Below are 15,543 nucleotides of genomic sequence, written 5' to 3'. Positions count from 1 at the left end.
CGCGGCGGGTAAGAGCCGACTCAACGACCGGGGTGCACCAGCGTCGCCAGGGCGTCGAGTCGTTCGTGCACGATCGCAGCGAACGGGCGCTCCTCACCCGGGGCGATCCACTGTGCGAAGGAGAGGTGGAACACCGTCACGGCGGTCTCGGCGGCCATCGTCGCCGCTGGTTCGGGGACGCCGCGCTCGCGCATGACCTCGCCCAGGCGTGCCTTCAGGGTGGCGAGCTTGCCGAGCTCCCGTTCGCCGAGCGCTGCGTTCGCGTCGATGATCCCCTGCCGGGCCCGCGACCACGACCGGCGGTCCTCGGGGAAGAACCCGGCGGCGGCGTCGAGGGCCCGGCCGACGAGGTCGAACGGCACCGCGTCGGCCGGGGCAGCCGCGATCGGGTCGACGAACATCGCGAGGAAGTCGTCCTGTCCGGCGAACAGGACCTCGCGCTTGTCGGCGAAGTGCCGGAAGAAGGTGCGCTCGGTGACCTGGGCCTCGGCGGCGATCCGCGCGACCGTCGTGCCGTCGTAGCCCTCGGACGCGAAGAGCTGCAGCGCGACCGCCTGCAGTCGTTCACGCGTTCCGGGTTGCCAGCGAGCCATGCGGAGAGTCTACTGATCAGGACGACTTGATGACAGCGGCTGACATCGAGTGCTACGGTGATGTCAGTTCATGACATCGCGCCGTGGACATCTGTGAAAGGACCACTCATGCACGTGTTCGTCACCGGGGCCTCCGGCTGGATCGGCTCCCACACCGTCGACGACCTGCTCGCCGCCGGACACACCGTCACCGGGCTCGCCCGGTCCGACGCCTCGGCCGCAGCGCTCGAGGTGAAGGGCGTCTCCGTCGTCCGGGGCGATCTCGACGACCTGGACGCCATCCGCCGGGGCGCTTCCGAGGCCGAGGGCGTGCTGCACCTCGCCAACAAGCACGACTGGGCGAACGCCGCCGCTACGAACGCCAGCGAGCGCGCCGCCGTCGAGACCATCGGCGCTGCCCTCGTCGGCACCGACCGCCCGTTCGTCCTCGCGTCGGGCGTCGCCGGGCTCGCCCAGGGCCGCCCCTCGACCGAAGCGGACGCCAACCCCTTCGTCGGTCCGGACAGCATGCGTGGCGGCAGCGAGAACCGCGGCTTCGACTTCGTCGACCAGGGCGTGCGCACGATCGCGGCCCGGTTCGCGCCCACCACGCACGGCACCGGTGACCACGGCTTCATCGCCGCGATCGTCGGCGCAGCCCGGCAGCGCGGCGTCTCCGGCTACGTGGGCGACGGCACCAACAGCTGGTCCGCCGTGCACGTCACCGACGCCGCCCGGCTCGTCCGCCTCGGTCTGGAGCAGGCCCCCGCCGGCACGCGGCTGCACGCCGTCGCCGAGACGGCGATCCCGACCCGGGCGATCGCCGAAGCCATCGGCGAGGTCCTCGCGCTGCCGGTGACCTCGATCGACCCGGCGGACGCGGACGCGCACTTCGGGTTCATCGGGCGGTTCTTCGGCATGGAGATGTCCGCCACCTCCGAGGCCACCCGCGAGCTCCTCGGGTGGCAGCCGACCGGCCCCGGCCTGCTCGAGGACATCGCCGCTGGCGCCTACTCCGGCGTGCGGGTCGCGTAGGCGGCTGGTTCCCGCCCGACTCGGAACGACATGGTCGATGTCGCACGACGTCGACCATGTCGTTCCGGGTCGGCGCCGGCTACTCGGACTTCTGCATCTGCCACGGCTCCGGCTCGCGGTCGCCGTTCGGGCGCACGGGCCGGACGTCGCCGACGATCGGGATCGCGCGCTTCCGCATGAACCACAGGTAGCGGACGAAGAAGTGCGACAGCGTCGACAGCCGGTTGCCGTTGCCGAGCAGTGACGCGATGTGCACCGCGACCCACGCCAGCCACGCGACCGGCCCGACGAGTGTGATGCCACCCCGCAGCTGCGCGACGGCGGCGTTCGTGCCGATGGTCGCCATCGTGCCCTTGTCGAAGTACTTGAAGTGCTCGGTGGGCTTGCCCTCGAGCAGACGCTTGATCTGCTTCGCGACGTGCCGTCCACCCTGCAGCGCCGGCTGGGCCAGCTGCGCGAGGGCTTCGGACTGCGCCGCGATGTCGCCGGCCGAGAAGATCCGCTCGGCGCCGTTGACGCGCAGGTCGTCGCCGACCTGGATGCGTCCGCCGCTGGTCTGCGGCAGGCCCCAACCCGAGACCTCCTTGTGGGCGGCGACGCCGGTGGCCCAGATGACCTGCGAGGCGGGGATGAACTCGCCGTCGGCCGTCATCACGCCGTCGGTCTTGACCTCGGAGACGCCGGTGTTCAGCCGGAGGACGACGCCGCGCTTCCGCAGGACCTTGGCCGCGTACCGGCGCAGGCGCGGGGCGAACGGCTTGAGCAGTTCGCCGCTGCGGTGCACGAGGGTGATGGTGATGGCGCCCTTGTCCAGCTCGGGGTACGCCCCCTCGAGTGCCTGGTCGCGGAGCTCCGCGAGTGCGCCGGCCATCTCGACGCCGGTCGCGCCGCCGCCGACGATGACGATCTTGATCTCGTCGGGGCCCTGGTTCGCGGCGGCTTCCTCCAAGCGGGTGAACAGCTCGTCGCGGATCCGCAGGGCCTGCGAGCGGGAGTACATCGAGTACGCGTACTCGTAGGCACCCGGGGTGCCGAAGTAGCTCGTGTTCACGCCGTTCGCGAGCACCAGGTAGTCGTAGTGCAGGTGCTCGCCGTCGGACATCTCGGCGATGCGTTCGTCGGTCCGGATGCCGGTGAGCAGGCCGTGCCGGAACTCGGCGTTGTCCTGCTTGGCGCGCAGGCTGCGCAGGAAGTACGTCACGTCGCCGGCGTTCAGTCCGCCCGTCGCCACCTGGTACATGAGGGGCTGGAACATGTTGTAGACGTGCCGGTCGACGAGCGTCACCCGGACGGGAGCGTCCGCCAGCTCGCGCATGGCAGCGACACCGGCGAATCCACCGCCGACGATGACGACGTGCGGGCGGGTGTCCTGGGGCATGCTGATCCGGCTTTCTTCGGTTCGTGAGGTGGTCACCCACGAGGGTACGCGCGCTGTGGACCGCTCCCGTCCACTGCCGACCGGGAGGCCCGGGTCGGCTCCGTCAGGCGTCGAGCCGTGCGTAGGTGCTCACGACGTTCCCCTTGCTCGTCACGGTGCTGTCGACCAGCCGCAGACGCGTGGCCGGGTCGGTCGGCTCGAAGAGCTTCCGGCCTGCGCCGGCGATCGCCGGGTGCACCATCAGTTGCAGCTCGTCCAGGAGCCCCGCGAACAGCAGGTGCCGGACGACGCTCACGCTGCCGCACACCGCGATGTCGGCCCCGTCGCGCTCCTTGAGCTCGCGGACGAAGGTGTCGAGGTCGCCCGGGATCCTGGTGGTGTTCTGCCACGTCAGGTCGTCGCCGAGCGTCGTGGAGGCCACGTACTTCTCGATCGGGTTGATCCACTGTCCGAACGGGTCGTCGGGGTGCGCTGGCCACCACTCGGACCACTCGAGGTAGCTGTTCCTGCCGAGCAGGACGGTGTCGGTGCGGGCCGTGAACGCGCCCATCCCGGCCCCGAGCTCGTCGTCGAAGCTGTCGTACTGGAACTCGTACGGGTCCTGCACGACGCCGTCGACCGACGTGAACAGCCCTGCGGTGACCTTGCGCATGGCCGGAGCGTACTGCGGATCAGCTGCCGGTGCCGCTGTCGCTGCTGCCGTCCGTGCCGCTGCCGGATCCGTACCCGGGGAGCTGCCCGGTGCCGTTGCCCGGGAACTGGTTCGTGCCGCCGTTGGTCCCGCCGTTCGTGCCGGGCACCTGGGTGGTCGACTGGGACTGGTTCCCACCGATCGCATGCCCGATGGCGAAGCCGATGCCACCGCCGACGAGCAGTGCTGCGAGTCCGACGATCGCAGCCAGGACGGGCCAGAACCACGGCGGCTTCGGTGCGCTCTTCCGGTTCGTCGGGGCCGAGGCGCCGTACCACGGGGTGGTGCCGTTCGGGTCGCCGGCGTTCCACGATCCGGCGTCGGAGCGGTAGGGCTGCTGGGCGTACTGGTTCGGTGCGGGTGCGGGTGCGGGTGCGGGTGTGTCCAGTGTGGCGGTCGAGGTCGGCGTCGGGGCCGACCCCCAGCCGGCCGGTGCTGCTGCCGAGGGCGTGCGGGCGGCGTCGCCCGGCTCGTGGCCGTTCAGGGGAGTGGTGTCGCTCATGGGAGGCAGTGCACACCGCGTGCCTATGCGTGGCCGATGACGACGCTGATCCAGTGCTGCGAACCGCCGCGTAGCCTCGGTTCGTGCGCGCCAAGGTGGAGACGATCCGGATCGACGGCCTGCCGGTGCGCCTGCACACCGCGGCGCCCGCTGGATGTGTGCGCAGCGACGTCGCCCCCACCGTGGTGCTCGTCCACGGCATCGGGATGTCCCACCGCTCGTTCGCCCGGTCACAGTGTGCGCTCGCCGCGACCCACCGCACCGTCAGCGTCGACCTGCCCGGCTTCGGTGGGCTGCCCGGTGCCGGCCGGACCCTGCCGATGGCCGAACTCGGCGACCTGGTCGTCCGGGCCGTCCGTGCGCGGGGTGCCGACGACCTCGTGCTCGTCGGGCAGTCGATGGGTGCGCAGGTCGTGACGGAGGCAGCCCGGCAGCACCCCGGGGCCGTCGGCTCCGTCGTCCTGGTCAGCCCGGTGATCCCGGTGGAGCGGCGGTCCCTGCCGCTGGTGGCATCCGACCTGTTCCGCGACGGAGCGGGTGAGGGGTTCCGGATGAACAGCGTGCTCGTCACCGACTACCTGCGGAGCGTCCGGCAGTACATCCGTGAGCTGCGCCCGATGCTCCGCTACCGGCTGGAGGACACGATCGCCGAGGTGCGCCGACCCGTCCTCGTCGTCCGGGGCACCGAGGACCCGATCGTGCGCCGCGACTGGGCCGTCGGCGTGGCAGCCCGTGCACCGCGAGGATCGTTCGTCGAACTCCCGGGGCCGCACCACGTGCAGGAGCGGCACCCCGTCGCGTTCGCCCGACTCGTCGGCGAGTTCCGACGCTCGCACGCTTCGGAGGGGATCCGATGACCGAGCCGACCGCCTCGGCGACCGGACCGGCGCGCACGGGCCGACCCGTGCCTCCCGGCATCCCGCTGGTGCGACGCGCGACGTGGGCCGCACTCGACTGGTGGTACGCGATCTCGTGGCAGGTGCGGAGCCTCGGGCCCACCACCGCTGACGACTACCGGACCGGCGACGGTCAGCCCGTCGTCGTGATCCCCGGCGTCTACGAGACCTGGCACTTCATGCGGCCGCTCATGGACGCCCTGCACGACCGCGGGCACCCGGTGCACGTGCTGCCGGTGCTGCGGCACAACCTGCGGCCGGTGCCGGACTCGGCGCGCGACGTGTTCGCGTACCTCGAGGAGCACGACCTGCGGAACGTGCTCGTGCTCGCGCACAGCAAGGGCGGGCTCATCGGGAAGTACGCGATGACCCAGCTCGACGACCACGGTCGCATCGACCGCATGGTCGCCGTGTCGACGCCGTTCGCCGGGTCGGGCTACGCGCGCCTGGCTCCGGTGCGGCACCTGCGGGTGTTCCGGGCGGCCGACCCCGTGCTGGCCGGACTGGCGCGGGAGCTCGACGCGAACGCCCGCATCACCTCGGTCTACGGGGTCTTCGACACGCTCATCCCCGAGGGCAGTGAACTCTCCGGGGCGACGAACGTGCGGCTGCCGGTGGGCGGGCACTTCCGGATCCTCGGTGACGTCCGCACGCGCGACGCGGTGCTGGCGGCCGCCGACCCGGCCTGAAGCGCGCCCGTCCCGCGCCCGTCCCGTCCCCGTGCCCGTCCCGTCCCCGAGGTTCCGAAATCTCGGCATGTCGGCGCTCGGATCGCCGCAGTTCGGAACCTCGGCCGCGATCATCCGGCGTGGTGTGGAACCTCGGGGCGCGGCCAGACTGCCTCAGGCCCCGGGCAGGAACAGGCAGAACGGGTGCCCGTCGGGGTCGAGCAGCACCCGGACGTCGTCCTGCGGTTGGAACGCGGCCTGTGTGGCACCGAGCCCCTCGGCGCGGGCGACGGCTGCCGGCAGGTCCTCCACCTGGAAGTCGAGGTGCAGCTGCATGCCGGGGGCATCGGCGGTGCCGGGCCAGGTCGGGGCGACGTACTCGGGCTCGAACTGCACGGACAGGCCGGGGCCCTCGGCGAGGCGGATGCGGGCCCAGGTCGGGTCGTCCTCGTACACGGTCCACCCGGTCAGGGCGCCGTAGAACCGGGCGAGGGCGATCGGTTCCGGGGACTGCAGGACGGTCGCGGCGAGCGTCGGCATCGAGGCGTCTTCGCTGGTCATGCCGCGGAGCGTACGCCGATCAGCGATCAGCGATCAGCGATCAGCGATCAGCGATCAGCGATCAGCGGTCGGCGACGCTCGCGCGCTCGACGATGCGGTGCGGCACGACCACGGTCTCGGGCGGCAGGCTCCGGTCCTCGATCCGTCGGGTCAGCAGGTCGAGTGCTGCCGTCGCGAACGCCCGCCGGTCGAACGACACCGTACTGAGCGCGGGGATCGCGTACGCCGCACCGTCGATGTCGTCGAACCCGATGACGCTGACGTCCTCGGGGACGCGGACACCTCGGGCGGCCAGGACGTGCAGCACGCCGAAGGCGATCGAGTCCGTGAACGCGAACACGGCGTCGGGCAGGGGGTGCTCGTCGAGCCATGTCGCGAACGCCGTCGCCGCCGAGCTCGTCGTCCAGGACGGCAGCGGCACCCGCAGCGCCGGGTCCGGTTCGATCCCGGCGGTGGCGAGCGCGGCGAGGTACCCGCGCTCCCGCAGCTCGCTGGTGGCGGTGGGCTCGGACGATCGGGCGGCACCGACGACCGCGATCCGGCGGTGGCCCCGGGACACCAGGTAGGCGGTGACCTGCTCGGCGGCGGCCCGGCTGTCGACGTGCACCTGGTCGACGTGCTCGGGTTCGACCTCACCGATCACGACGGTCGGCGGCAGCCCCTCGGTCGAGGCCAGGACGCTCGCGCTGAGCGACACCGGGTTGAGCACGAGGCCGTCGACGAGGTGGGCGCGGGCTCGTGAGACGAGCTCGCGCTCGCGGGCCGGGTCGTTGCCGGTCTGGTCGAGCTGGACGACCCACCCGCGCTCGCGGGCGAGTTCGACGAACCACTGCGCGAGTTCGGCCGAGTAGGCGCTGCCCATCTCGGGCAGGGTCAGGGCGATCGCACCGGAGCGGCCGTTCCGCAGCCCGCGGGCGGACAGGTTCGGCACGTAGTCGAGTTCGGCGACGGCCCGCTCGACGCGCTCGCGGGTCTCCGGGCGCACCACCACGCCGCCGTTGATGACGTTGGAGACGGTCTTCGGCGACACCCCGGCGAGGGTGGCCACGTCCCGCACGGTTGCGCGCATCGGGACGAGCGTAGCGCGGCCGGTCTCCGGTGGAGTCGTCCTGTGGGGCTGCGGGTGTGCGCTCACTGGAGCGTTACAACGATGGAAACGTTTGGCAACGAATTGCCACCGCGTCCCCCGGCGCGCCAGGGTCGCTGCAGGAATCCAACGGAGGAGGCCACCGAGTGACGAAGCTCGACGTCCGCGCGACGACCACTGCGCACACTGCACCGCCGCCGCACCCCGGACTCCGACGGCGCACGACGTGGCAGCGGATCCGCCGCGACCGGGTGCTGCTGCTGATGGGCCTGCCGGGAGTCGCCCTGCTGCTCGGGTTCCACTACCTGCCGCTGCTCGGCAACCTCATCGCGTTCCAGGAGTACCTGCCCTTCGTCCCGCTCGGCCGGAGCCCGTGGGTCGGAGTCGAGAACTTCGCAGTGATCTTCGACGGGGACCCGGAGTTCCTCGGCGCGCTCCGGAACACCCTCGTGATCACCCTCGTGCAGGTCGTGTTCGTGTTCCCCGCACCGATCATCCTGGCGCTCATGCTCAACTCGCTGCTGTCCGAGCGGATCAAGGGCGTCGTGCAGTCGATCCTGTACCTGCCGCACTTCCTGTCGTGGGTGATCGTCGTCGCCGTGTTCCAGCAGATCCTCGGCGGCTCCGGGCTCGTGAACAACGCGATCCGCGCCGCGGGCGGTGACGCGATCGACTTCCTCGGCAACCCCGACGGGTTCATCGCCCTGCTCACCAGCCAGGTGATCTGGAAGGACACCGGCTGGGCGACGATCCTGTTCCTCGCCGTCCTCAGCTCGATCGACGCCAGCCTGTACGAGGCGGCGAAGATGGACGGCGCGTCGCGCTGGCGGCAGCTGTGGCACGTCACGCTGCCGGGCATGCGCGGCATCATCATCCTGCTGCTCATCCTGCGCCTCGGCGACTCGCTCACCGTCGGGTTCGAACAGATCCTCCTGCAGCAGGCCGCGGTCGGTCGAGCGGCCAGCGAGGTCCTCGACACCTACGTCTACAACAACGGCGTGCTCGGCGGGCAGTGGGGTGTCGCCGCGGCCGTCGGGCTCGTCAAGGGCGTCGTCGGCGTGCTGCTCGTCCTCGGCGCCAACAAGCTCGCGCACGTCTTCGGCGAAGCGGGCGTCTACCAGAAGGAGTCGCGATGAGCGCCACCCGGAGCGTGACCGTGCCCGCGGGGACCACCCGGAAGCACCGCCCGCTGGACGCCCCGCCGCTGCCCGGACGGCTGCTGACCGGGTTCGTCCTGCTCGTGATCTGCTTGGTCGTCCTGCTGCCGTTCCTCGGCATCGTCTCGACGAGCGTCGCGCCGTCCAGCCAGGTCAACGGTGCCGGGGGCTTCGTGATGTGGCCGACCGGGCTCGACTTCAGTGCCTACGAGAGCATCTTCGCCGGCGGCGTCGTCACCCGGGCACTGCTCGTCAGCGTCGGCATCACCACGGTCGGCACCCTGATCAGCTTGTTCGTCACCGCGATGCTCGCGTACGCGCTGAGCCGGCCGGGATCCTACGGACACGGTGTGGTCCTGAGCCTCGTGCTCGTCAGCCTGTTGTTCGCGCCGGGGCTCATCCCGAACTACCTCGTGGTGAAGCAGTTCGGCCTGCTCGACTCCTACTGGGCGCTCATCCTGCCGACGGCGCTGAGCGCGTTCAACGTGATCGTGATGCGCTCGTTCTTCATGGCGATCCCGCGCGAGCTCATCGAGAGCGCCCGCATCGACGGCGCCGGTGACTTCGGCGTCTTCCTGCGGATCGTGCTCCCGCTGTCGAAGGCGGTGCTCGCCGTCATCGGGCTGTTCTACGCGGTCGGCTACTGGAACGCCTTCTTCAACGCCCTGCTGTACATCAACGACACCGCGAAGTGGCCCCTGCAGCTGGTGCTCCGCACCTACGTGATCAACAACGCGCAGCTCGGCGGCGCCGACCTCGGCACGAGCTCCGACGCGCTGCCCCCGCAGGCGTCGATCCAGATGGCGATCCTCGTCGTCTCGATCGTCCCCATCCTCATCCTCTACCCGTTCCTGCAGCGGCACTTCGCCAAGGGTGTCCTGACCGGCGCCGTGAAGGGCTGACACCATGACGACCAACGCACCACGGGGCATCAGCCGCCGCGGCCTGATCGCTGGCGGTCTCGGGATCGCGGCCACGGGCCTCCTGGCCGGTTGTGACACCGTCACCCGTTCCACCGACGTGAAGGCGATCAACCGGGCCGTCACGCTGCCGGACTACGTGCCGTGGGCCGGCGGGCCGGACCCGGTGCTGCCGAAGACCAGCGCGCTCATGCCGTCCGCGTTCCGACGGATCCCGGCGGACCTGGTGCCGACCGACCGCGTGCCCGGCGACGGGTCGACGCTGCACGGCAGCGTCCCGACGAACTCGCCCGTCCCGCCGTCGAAGGGCAGCAACCCGTACTGGCAGGGCCTCGACGAGCGGATGGGCGTCGACCTCGACCTGACCATCACGCCGAACGCCGACTGGGGCAACAAGTTCGCCACGCAAGTCGCTGGCGACACCCTCGGCGACGTGTTCACGGTGTTCGGCACGTTCTCGTACCTGCCGCAGTTCCTCGAAGCCAAGGCGGCGAACCTCACCGAGATCCTCTCCGGCAGCGGCGTCCGGGACTACCCGTACCTCGCCAACCTGCCCACAGCGTCCTGGCGCGGGACCGTGTTCTCGGGCGGCATCTACGGCGTGCCCGTCCCCCGCGGGCCGCTCACCACCGGCGTGCTGCACCGACGGCAGGACCTCTTCGAGCAGCTCGGCGTCGACCCGTCGTTCCGCGACCTCGGCGAGTTCGAGGCGCTCTGCCGCGAGGTCTCCGACCCGCAGCGCAACCGCTGGGCCCTGGGCTCTGTGCCGACCAACATCCTGGCGTCGATGTTCGGTGTGCCCAACCAGTGGGATGAACAGGATGGCCGCCTGACCCACATGTACGAGGTCGACGCGTACCAGGACATGCTCGAGGCATCGAGGAAGCTCTTGGCCGACGGCCTCGTCCACCCCGACAGCGTCACCGCCTACAACGGCAAGGTGTGGTTCGTGCAGGGCTCGGCGCTGATGCTCCAGGACAGCTACAGCGCGATCCCCGGGCTGCTGCAGCAGGCCGAGCCGGGCAGCGGGTTCCGCATGACCATGGCCCCGTTCGTCGGACCGGGCGGCGCGAAGCCGAAGCCGTGGCTCGGGGACCCGAACAACGCGATCACCGCGCTCGCGGCCGGATCGGAGGACCGCATCCGCATGTTGCTGGGGGTACTGAACTGGTGTGCGTCGCCGTTCGGGACCGAGGCCTGGATGTACCGGAAGTTCGGCATCGAGGGACGGGACTTCGACTTCCGCGACGGCGCCCCGGTCCTCACGAAGACGGGCAACAGCGAGACCGCACTCGGCGAGTTCCCGTTGCAGTACTTCACGGAGTGCCCGCTGCCGCTCTTCTACTCGGGTGCCCCGGAGATGACGGACGTCGTCTACGAGTCGCTGTCCTCGTGGTTGGACGACGGGATCACGAACCCCACGTACGGGTTGTACTCGCCGACGAACTCCACCAAGGGCCCGGCCATCGGGACCTCCGCCACGAGCGCGATCAACGACGTGCTGCTGGGCCGAGCGCCGGTGTCGGGGTGGAAGGGCGTCGTGCGCGACTGGCGTCGCCGGGGCGGCGACGCGATGCGGCGTGAGTTCGAGCAAGCCCTGGAGGCACGCGCCGGCGCGTGACGCCGTCGTCCCAAGACACCTCCATGTCTCCGAGACGCAGCGCAGTTCCGCGGTGTCTCGCCCACATGACGGCGTCTTGCGTGGCCCTGGACTCGGGGCGAGCGGACGGGAGGCCCGTGGCGGGGTCCACCACGGGCCTCCCGTCCGTCGTCCGAAACGTTCAGTTCGTCTTCACGAACACGCTGCCGTCACCGAACGACACGATGCCGCCGTGGAAGGTGTTCGGGACTTCGAACGCGATCTTGCCAGTCGCACTCTGCCCTTCGCCGAGTGTGACGCTCGGCATGCTCTTCACATCGCTGAGGTACTCCGACTCGTACACGGAACCGTCCGTGCCGGCCAGTGCGACGTCGTAGGCAGCTGAGCTCGCGTCGACACCTGAGGTGGTCGCCGTGACGTGGACAGTCAGCAGCACGTACTTCATGTTGGCAGCTGGCTGTTCGTATTCGTTCGACGAAGTGAAGCTGTCGTTGTACCCGTCGATCCACTGTGTGTAGTCGGATTCCGTTCCGTCGAGTCGATTCGTGTTGGTCATGTCGAATTTGGACCCGGCGGGAGCAGGTTGGGTCGCGCTCGAGCCGTCCGCGACCGCTGCAGTCAGTTCGACTGTCGAACCCTTATCGACCGCGGAACCGGCGGCCGGCGACTGGCTGGCGACGGTGTCGGCTGCATCAGCGCCACTGTCGTCCGATGCGAAGCCAGCGTCCTCGAGCGCCCCGGTCGCTTCTTCGACCGACATTCCGACCACATCGGGGACCTCTACCGACACCTTGTCCGTCCCGTCGTCGGTGGCATCCGCGGCCTGCACGGGTGCGGTATCGGGGGCTGAGGTGCCAATCCCGTACACCGTGCCGAACGTCAGGGCGAGGACGATGCCGACTCCGCCGAGCACCGTCCCCGCCATCCCCTTCCCGATGCGTCGACGGAGGGCGATGATGCCGAACACCAGCGCGAGGACAGCCAGGATGAAACCCAGGTGCAAGATGACCGGGACGAACGAGAACACGACTGCGATGATCCCGAGGATGAGCGCAGCGGTACCGAATCCACCGCCCCGAGGCGTCGGTGGCTGCTGCATCGGGTAGTAGGGCGGCGGCGTACCCGGGGCGTACGGACCTGACATGGCGGACTCCTGAACTGAGAAACGATCAGGAGAACGATACTCGTCAGTATGAGCACGGTACAGCGGTCAACTTGCCCCCGATCGGGTGGGTCTTGCCGAGAAGTTCTCGGCACAGCTGCTGCAGCTTGTCACCGTGGGACGGCCACCCCGACCAGGTTGCCCGCAGGGTCGCGGAAGTGGGCGACGGTGATCCCGCCGCCCTCGTTCCGGGTCGGTGGCAGTGCCATTGACGCGCCCAGGCTCTCCGCGTGCTGCAGCGCGGCGGCGACGTCGTCGACGCCGACGTGGAAGACCGCGTGCGCGGCGAAGCCCGGACCGCCGCCGATGCCGCCCGCGACCGGACCCGCGCCGTCGACGGGGTCGAGGAACGAGTACGACGTCTGATCGGAGACCGCCGCAGCGACCGGCGCCCCGGGTGGCGCATCCCACCCGAACAGTGCGGCGTAGAACGCGCGCAACCGTTCCGGGTCGGGGCCGATGAGTTCGACGTGCACCACGGCGTTCGTCATGGGGCCGTTGTACTCCCGGCGCCGGACTCAGGCCACTGGAGCGCGGACCATGTGGACCTCGCGGACGCCGTCGTCGACCTGCTCGCCGCCGTCCGGCACGAAGCCGTGCTTGCGGTAGAACGCCTGTGCACGCGGATTCGGGTCGGCAACCCACAGCGTGGCCCGTTCGTCCAGGCCGACCACCGCGTCGAGGAGCCCGCTGCCTGCGCCGGATCCGTGGTGACCGTGGAGCAGGTAGAGGATGAAGAGGTGCACGTCTCCGGCACCCGCCCCGCCGGTCGCTGGACCCGCCATGGCGATGCCGACGACCGTTCCCTCGTGTTCGGCCACGGCGACCCGGTTCGCTGCGAACCGGGCGTCGGTGAGCGCCGCCGTCCAGAACGCTTCGCGACGGGCGACGAAGGACGGGTCGTCGAGGACCTCGTCCCGCATCAGGCCGCGGTACGTCGTTCGCCATGATGCGACGTGGACGCGGGCCATCGCGGCCGCATCGGTCGGCACCGCGGGTCGGACCGTCACGCCAGCCACGCCGGGTGAGCGAACAGGTCCTCGAGCTCCTGGACCAACCGCGAGGTGTGGAAACCGTCGGCTGCCGCGTGGTTGATCTGCAGCGCCATCGGCATCAGCGTGCGGTCACCCTCCGTCCGGTACCTGCCGAGCGTGATGATCGGCAACAGGTGGTCGTACCCGTCGCGGACGTGCAGCGCGAACCCCGTGAACGACGTGCGGGGGAAGGTCGACACGTCGAACACGTTCCGGGGCCGGTCGTCCTGCGGGAACATCCGGACGTCGTCCCGGTACCGATCGATGGTCTCGACCGCGGCGGCGTGGAACCTGCCGGGGTCCTCGTCGTAGGGCACGACCAACGCCGAAAAGGTCTCCGTGTCCGGGTGGAACACCGTGAACATCGGGTGCACGACGTCCCAGACGCCGGGGGAGCCGTCGTCGAGCAGCTGCATCCGGAACTCGGCGTGACGGTTGACCACCGTCGCGATCGCCCAGATCTGGGACGCGTAGGTCTTCGCCGCGCTCGTGCGGACCGCCGCGACGAACGCCGTCACGTCGACGTCGACGGTCACCTCGTAGGAGCACTGCACACGCTGCCGGTAGTGCTCGAAGTGCTCGCGGCGGGGCCAGGTGTCCAGGTCGATCGGTCGGAGCTCCGTCATGGCACCAGTCTGGTCGCGAGTGCGGCGTCGAGTGCTGCCCGCTCGCCGTCGATCGTCAGCGCGACCTCGTCGAGCGCCCGTCGCTTCCAAAGGAGGAGCAGCACGTCCTCCGCCCGACCGGTGACGATGACGGCGGCGCCGCCACCGTCCGCACCGTCGAGCGTGGCCTCGCCGGGTGCGTCGGAGAACGCGAACACGACGGTCCGCGCCAGCGCCGCGATGCGGCCGAGCCGCACCTGACGCGGGTACAGGTCGCCGACGACCTCACGAACGCCGTCGGTCGCCAGCTCGACCGGGAGGCCCGGCTCGACTCCCAGCGCCCGCTGCGCGTCGCACAGGTGGATCGCGGTCTCGTGCGCCTGGCGACGTGCCCAGGTCGCGGCCGTGTCCGGCGGGTAGATCGCCGAGCACGGGGTGTCCGAGGAGCGTGCCCGGAGCGCCGCGACGAGTTCGTCGGCTCCCGTGCGGAAGCGGTCCGCGAGGTCGTCGTGCGCGAGCGGTGCGGGCTCCGAACCGGTCAGCTGCCCGAGCGCCCATCGGTGCACGTCGGCCAGGTGGGTACCGAGGTCCCCTACGGACCAGCCAGGGCACGACGGCACCGGTGCCGCGCGGTCGCCGGACCGCAGGACGTCGTCGAACCGTTGCGCTGCTCCGGCGAGGGCGGTGAGGTGGGTGTCGTACATCGACATGGAGCCAGCATGGTCACGGGGTGCTCCGTAGGGTGGAGCCATGCCGACGCTCGAACGGGTTCCCGCCCTGACCGCCCCGGAACTGCTGGCCGCACCGGTGGCCGCGGCGCTCGCCGCGTTGCCCGCCGACGTCGCAGCACGCATCGAGGCAGCTCCGATCGACCCGGACCTGGCAGACACCGCCGCGTTCTCGGAGGCCTACGGCTTCCCGCTCGACGGCGGGGCGAACTGCATCGTCGTCGCGGGCAAGCGCGGTGAGGACGTCCGGTTGGCTGCGTGCGTCGTGCTCGCCCACACCCGCCTCGACGTGAACCGTGTCGTCCGGAAGCTGCTCGACGTGCGGAAGGCGAGCTTCGCGCCGATGGACCAGGCCGTGGAGCTGACGGGCATGGAGTACGGCGGGATCACCCCGATCGGGCTGCCCTCCGCGTGGCCCGTGTACGTCGATTCCCGCGTGCTCGATGCCCCGGACGCCGTGATCGGAGCCGGACGCCGCGGTGCGAAGGTGTTCCTGACCGGCTCCGTCCTCGGAGCGTTGCCGGGTGTGCAGGTCGTCGAGGGCCTGGCGACCGAAGCCTGATCAGTCGTTCGGGCGGATGAGGCAGAACGGGTGGCCCGCCGGGTCGAGGTAGACGCGGAACGTGTCCGTCGCCGATCCCGTGGCGGTCGCACCGATCGCCAGGACCGCTGCCTCGCCGTCGTCGAGGTCCTCGACCTTCACATCGAGGTGGCTCTGCTGCGGGACGAGCTGGCCGGGCCACTCCGGTGCGCGGTAGTCCTCGACCTGCTGGAACGCCAGGAGCGGACGCTGGTCGGTGAAGGGGAGCGCGACCTCGGCCCAGTCCTCGTCGAAACCGACGATCTCGCCGCCGAGCAGCTCCGCGTAGAAGCGTGCCAGGCCGCGAGGGTCTGCGCAGTCCAGGACGACCATGTCGAGTGTGCCGATCATGGCCGTCACGGTAGAC

At 70.5% G+C, this 15,543-nt stretch carries 19 protein-coding genes; 7 read left to right on the top strand and 12 right to left on the bottom strand.

Features of this window, described 5'->3' with window-relative positions; all coding sequences use genetic code 11:
• Window positions 1–20 precede the first annotated feature (20 nt).
• Window positions 21–593 (bottom strand): TetR/AcrR family transcriptional regulator, encoded by a 573-nt coding sequence (locus DEJ14_RS14990; protein ID WP_111084728.1) that lies wholly within the window; start codon window positions 591–593, stop codon window positions 21–23.
• Window positions 594–701: 108 nt separating this feature from the next.
• Here DEJ14_RS14990 and DEJ14_RS14985 point away from each other — a divergent pair, with 108 nt between their 5' ends.
• Complete coding sequence (locus DEJ14_RS14985) at window positions 702–1,607, top strand: SDR family oxidoreductase (protein ID WP_111084727.1); 906 nt, start codon at window positions 702–704, stop codon at window positions 1,605–1,607.
• Window positions 1,608–1,686: 79 nt separating this feature from the next.
• Here DEJ14_RS14985 and DEJ14_RS14980 read toward each other — a convergent pair whose 3' ends face one another.
• The 3 genes from DEJ14_RS14980 to DEJ14_RS14970 all read right to left on the bottom strand — a co-directional run bounded on the left by DEJ14_RS14980 (window position 1,687) and on the right by DEJ14_RS14970 (window position 4,178).
• Window positions 1,687–2,985: an NAD(P)/FAD-dependent oxidoreductase gene (locus tag DEJ14_RS14980; RefSeq protein WP_111084726.1), complete on the bottom strand. Its 1,299-nt coding sequence runs from the start codon at window positions 2,983–2,985 to the stop codon at window positions 1,687–1,689.
• Window positions 2,986–3,088: 103 nt separating this feature from the next.
• Window positions 3,089–3,637: a dihydrofolate reductase family protein gene (locus DEJ14_RS14975; RefSeq protein WP_111084725.1), complete on the bottom strand. Its 549-nt coding sequence runs from the start codon at window positions 3,635–3,637 to the stop codon at window positions 3,089–3,091.
• A gap of 19 nt (window positions 3,638–3,656) precedes the next feature.
• Window positions 3,657–4,178: a hypothetical protein gene (locus DEJ14_RS14970; protein WP_111084724.1), complete on the bottom strand. Its 522-nt coding sequence runs from the start codon at window positions 4,176–4,178 to the stop codon at window positions 3,657–3,659.
• Between the two features lie 83 nt (window positions 4,179–4,261).
• Here DEJ14_RS14970 and DEJ14_RS14965 point away from each other — a divergent pair, with 83 nt between their 5' ends.
• Both DEJ14_RS14965 and DEJ14_RS14960 read left to right on the top strand, forming a co-directional pair.
• Entirely contained in the window at window positions 4,262–5,035 is a 774-nt protein-coding gene (locus DEJ14_RS14965; protein ID WP_111084723.1) for an alpha/beta fold hydrolase, read from the top strand.
• Window positions 5,032–5,763, top strand: a complete 732-nt coding sequence (locus DEJ14_RS14960) for an esterase/lipase family protein (RefSeq protein WP_349775259.1) — start codon at window positions 5,032–5,034, stop codon at window positions 5,761–5,763. The genes DEJ14_RS14965 and DEJ14_RS14960 overlap by 4 nt, the downstream gene beginning before the upstream one ends.
• A 153-nt stretch (window positions 5,764–5,916) precedes the next feature.
• Here the strand turns inward: DEJ14_RS14960 and DEJ14_RS14955 are convergent, their stop codons facing one another.
• Window positions 5,917–6,303 (bottom strand): VOC family protein, encoded by a 387-nt coding sequence (locus DEJ14_RS14955; protein WP_258373214.1) that lies wholly within the window; start codon window positions 6,301–6,303, stop codon window positions 5,917–5,919.
• 61 nt (window positions 6,304–6,364) lie between these two features.
• The gene (locus tag DEJ14_RS14950) at window positions 6,365–7,372 is read right to left on the bottom strand and encodes a LacI family DNA-binding transcriptional regulator (protein ID WP_111084722.1); all 1,008 of its coding nucleotides are present in this window, start codon (window positions 7,370–7,372) and stop codon (window positions 6,365–6,367) included.
• A gap of 164 nt (window positions 7,373–7,536) precedes the next feature.
• Here DEJ14_RS14950 and DEJ14_RS14945 point away from each other — a divergent pair, with 164 nt between their 5' ends.
• The 3 genes from DEJ14_RS14945 to DEJ14_RS14935 are packed head-to-tail and all read left to right on the top strand — an operon-like array spanning window position 7,537 to window position 11,088.
• Window positions 7,537–8,526, top strand: a complete 990-nt coding sequence (locus DEJ14_RS14945) for an ABC transporter permease (protein WP_258373213.1) — start codon at window positions 7,537–7,539, stop codon at window positions 8,524–8,526.
• Window positions 8,523–9,449: a carbohydrate ABC transporter permease gene (locus tag DEJ14_RS14940; RefSeq protein ID WP_111084721.1), complete on the top strand. Its 927-nt coding sequence runs from the start codon at window positions 8,523–8,525 to the stop codon at window positions 9,447–9,449. The genes DEJ14_RS14945 and DEJ14_RS14940 overlap by 4 nt, the downstream gene beginning before the upstream one ends.
• A gap of 4 nt (window positions 9,450–9,453) precedes the next feature.
• Window positions 9,454–11,088: a type 2 periplasmic-binding domain-containing protein gene (locus DEJ14_RS14935; protein ID WP_111084720.1), complete on the top strand. Its 1,635-nt coding sequence runs from the start codon at window positions 9,454–9,456 to the stop codon at window positions 11,086–11,088.
• Window positions 11,089–11,248: 160 nt separating this feature from the next.
• Here the strand turns inward: DEJ14_RS14935 and DEJ14_RS14930 are convergent, their stop codons facing one another.
• The 5 genes from DEJ14_RS14930 to DEJ14_RS14910 all read right to left on the bottom strand — a co-directional run bounded on the left by DEJ14_RS14930 (window position 11,249) and on the right by DEJ14_RS14910 (window position 14,578).
• Complete coding sequence (locus DEJ14_RS14930) at window positions 11,249–12,094, bottom strand: PASTA domain-containing protein (RefSeq protein WP_181437460.1); 846 nt, start codon at window positions 12,092–12,094, stop codon at window positions 11,249–11,251.
• A gap of 245 nt (window positions 12,095–12,339) precedes the next feature.
• The gene (locus tag DEJ14_RS14925) at window positions 12,340–12,720 is read right to left on the bottom strand and encodes a VOC family protein (protein ID WP_111084718.1); all 381 of its coding nucleotides are present in this window, start codon (window positions 12,718–12,720) and stop codon (window positions 12,340–12,342) included.
• 27 nt (window positions 12,721–12,747) lie between these two features.
• Window positions 12,748–13,239: a GNAT family N-acetyltransferase gene (locus DEJ14_RS14920; RefSeq protein ID WP_258373212.1), complete on the bottom strand. Its 492-nt coding sequence runs from the start codon at window positions 13,237–13,239 to the stop codon at window positions 12,748–12,750.
• Complete coding sequence (locus tag DEJ14_RS14915; protein WP_111084717.1) at window positions 13,236–13,889, bottom strand: CatA-like O-acetyltransferase; 654 nt, start codon at window positions 13,887–13,889, stop codon at window positions 13,236–13,238. The genes DEJ14_RS14920 and DEJ14_RS14915 overlap by 4 nt, the downstream gene beginning before the upstream one ends.
• On the bottom strand, window positions 13,886–14,578 hold the full coding sequence (locus DEJ14_RS14910; protein WP_181437459.1) for a maleylpyruvate isomerase family mycothiol-dependent enzyme: 693 nt from the start codon (window positions 14,576–14,578) through the stop codon (window positions 13,886–13,888). Before DEJ14_RS14910 ends, DEJ14_RS14915 begins: the two co-directional genes overlap by 4 nt.
• A 40-nt stretch (window positions 14,579–14,618) precedes the next feature.
• On the opposite strand from DEJ14_RS14910, the gene DEJ14_RS14905 reads away from it, so the two are divergent.
• The gene (locus DEJ14_RS14905) at window positions 14,619–15,158 is read left to right on the top strand and encodes a YbaK/EbsC family protein (protein WP_111084780.1); all 540 of its coding nucleotides are present in this window, start codon (window positions 14,619–14,621) and stop codon (window positions 15,156–15,158) included.
• Here DEJ14_RS14905 and DEJ14_RS14900 read toward each other — a convergent pair whose 3' ends face one another.
• On the bottom strand, window positions 15,159–15,527 hold the full coding sequence (locus DEJ14_RS14900) for a VOC family protein (protein ID WP_111084715.1): 369 nt from the start codon (window positions 15,525–15,527) through the stop codon (window positions 15,159–15,161). It abuts the gene before it with no gap.
• Between the last annotated feature and the right edge of the window lie 16 nt (window positions 15,528–15,543).

Source organism: Curtobacterium sp. MCJR17_020 (assembly GCF_003234365.2).
Lineage (GTDB): Bacteria > Actinomycetota > Actinomycetes > Actinomycetales > Microbacteriaceae > Curtobacterium.
This window is presented reverse-complemented; position numbering and strand designations above follow the sequence as displayed.

Coding starts and splice junctions, on each gene's coding strand:
- DEJ14_RS14990 (WP_111084728.1), bottom strand. CDS start 593: ATGGCTCGCTGGCAACCCGGAACGCGTGAACGACTGCAGGCGGTCGCG.
- DEJ14_RS14985 (WP_111084727.1), top strand. CDS start 702: ATGCACGTGTTCGTCACCGGGGCCTCCGGCTGGATCGGCTCCCACACC.
- DEJ14_RS14980 (WP_111084726.1), bottom strand. CDS start 2,985: ATGCCCCAGGACACCCGCCCGCACGTCGTCATCGTCGGCGGTGGATTC.
- DEJ14_RS14975 (WP_111084725.1), bottom strand. CDS start 3,637: ATGCGCAAGGTCACCGCAGGGCTGTTCACGTCGGTCGACGGCGTCGTG.
- DEJ14_RS14970 (WP_111084724.1), bottom strand. CDS start 4,178: ATGAGCGACACCACTCCCCTGAACGGCCACGAGCCGGGCGACGCCGCC.
- DEJ14_RS14960 (WP_349775259.1), top strand. CDS start 5,032: ATGACCGAGCCGACCGCCTCGGCGACCGGACCGGCGCGCACGGGCCGA.
- DEJ14_RS14955 (WP_258373214.1), bottom strand. CDS start 6,303: ATGACCAGCGAAGACGCCTCGATGCCGACGCTCGCCGCGACCGTCCTG.
- DEJ14_RS14950 (WP_111084722.1), bottom strand. CDS start 7,372: ATGCGCGCAACCGTGCGGGACGTGGCCACCCTCGCCGGGGTGTCGCCG.
- DEJ14_RS14940 (WP_111084721.1), top strand. CDS start 8,523: ATGAGCGCCACCCGGAGCGTGACCGTGCCCGCGGGGACCACCCGGAAG.
- DEJ14_RS14935 (WP_111084720.1), top strand. CDS start 9,454: ATGACGACCAACGCACCACGGGGCATCAGCCGCCGCGGCCTGATCGCT.
- DEJ14_RS14925 (WP_111084718.1), bottom strand. CDS start 12,720: ATGACGAACGCCGTGGTGCACGTCGAACTCATCGGCCCCGACCCGGAA.
- DEJ14_RS14915 (WP_111084717.1), bottom strand. CDS start 13,889: ATGACGGAGCTCCGACCGATCGACCTGGACACCTGGCCCCGCCGCGAG.
- DEJ14_RS14910 (WP_181437459.1), bottom strand. CDS start 14,578: ATGTCGATGTACGACACCCACCTCACCGCCCTCGCCGGAGCAGCGCAA.
- DEJ14_RS14905 (WP_111084780.1), top strand. CDS start 14,619: ATGCCGACGCTCGAACGGGTTCCCGCCCTGACCGCCCCGGAACTGCTG.
- DEJ14_RS14900 (WP_111084715.1), bottom strand. CDS start 15,527: ATGATCGGCACACTCGACATGGTCGTCCTGGACTGCGCAGACCCTCGC.